General features: G+C 35.6%; 1 protein-coding gene. It reads left to right on the top strand.

Annotation, left to right across the window (positions count from 1 at the left end; translation table 11 throughout):
* Positions 1-208: hypothetical protein (locus H7U22_RS22940; RefSeq protein ID WP_222621943.1), on the top strand; the 208-nt coding region annotated here is incomplete at its 5' end.
* Positions 209-312: the final 104 nt, after the last annotated feature.

The following is a 312-nucleotide window of genomic DNA, read 5'->3' as shown; positions in this document are numbered from 1 at the left end:
AGATGTACGCAGAATAATTGATTACCAATCTGCGAGAATCTCCTTAATCTGCGGGAAACTAACTCTTTTACAAACTGTTAAAAAAGAAGGTTTATTTGCCTTTGAAAGAGATTATATAGTTAATAAGGGGGTTTTCGTCATTGCGAGGTACGAAGCAATCTATTATGCGAGACAGATTGCTTCGTGCCTCGCAATGACGAGTTTTTGACACAACAGATTATTTTAACCTGATTTATTTCCAAATAAATCTCCCGCAGATTTAAAAAGATGTACGCAGAATAATTGATTACCAATCTGCGAGAATCTCCTTAA

This window comes from Pedobacter fastidiosus, from assembly GCF_014306625.1.
Lineage (GTDB): Bacteria > Bacteroidota > Bacteroidia > Sphingobacteriales > Sphingobacteriaceae > Pedobacter > Pedobacter fastidiosus.
The sequence above is the reverse complement of the archived record's forward strand: the minus strand, read 5'-3'. Positions and strand labels throughout refer to the sequence as shown.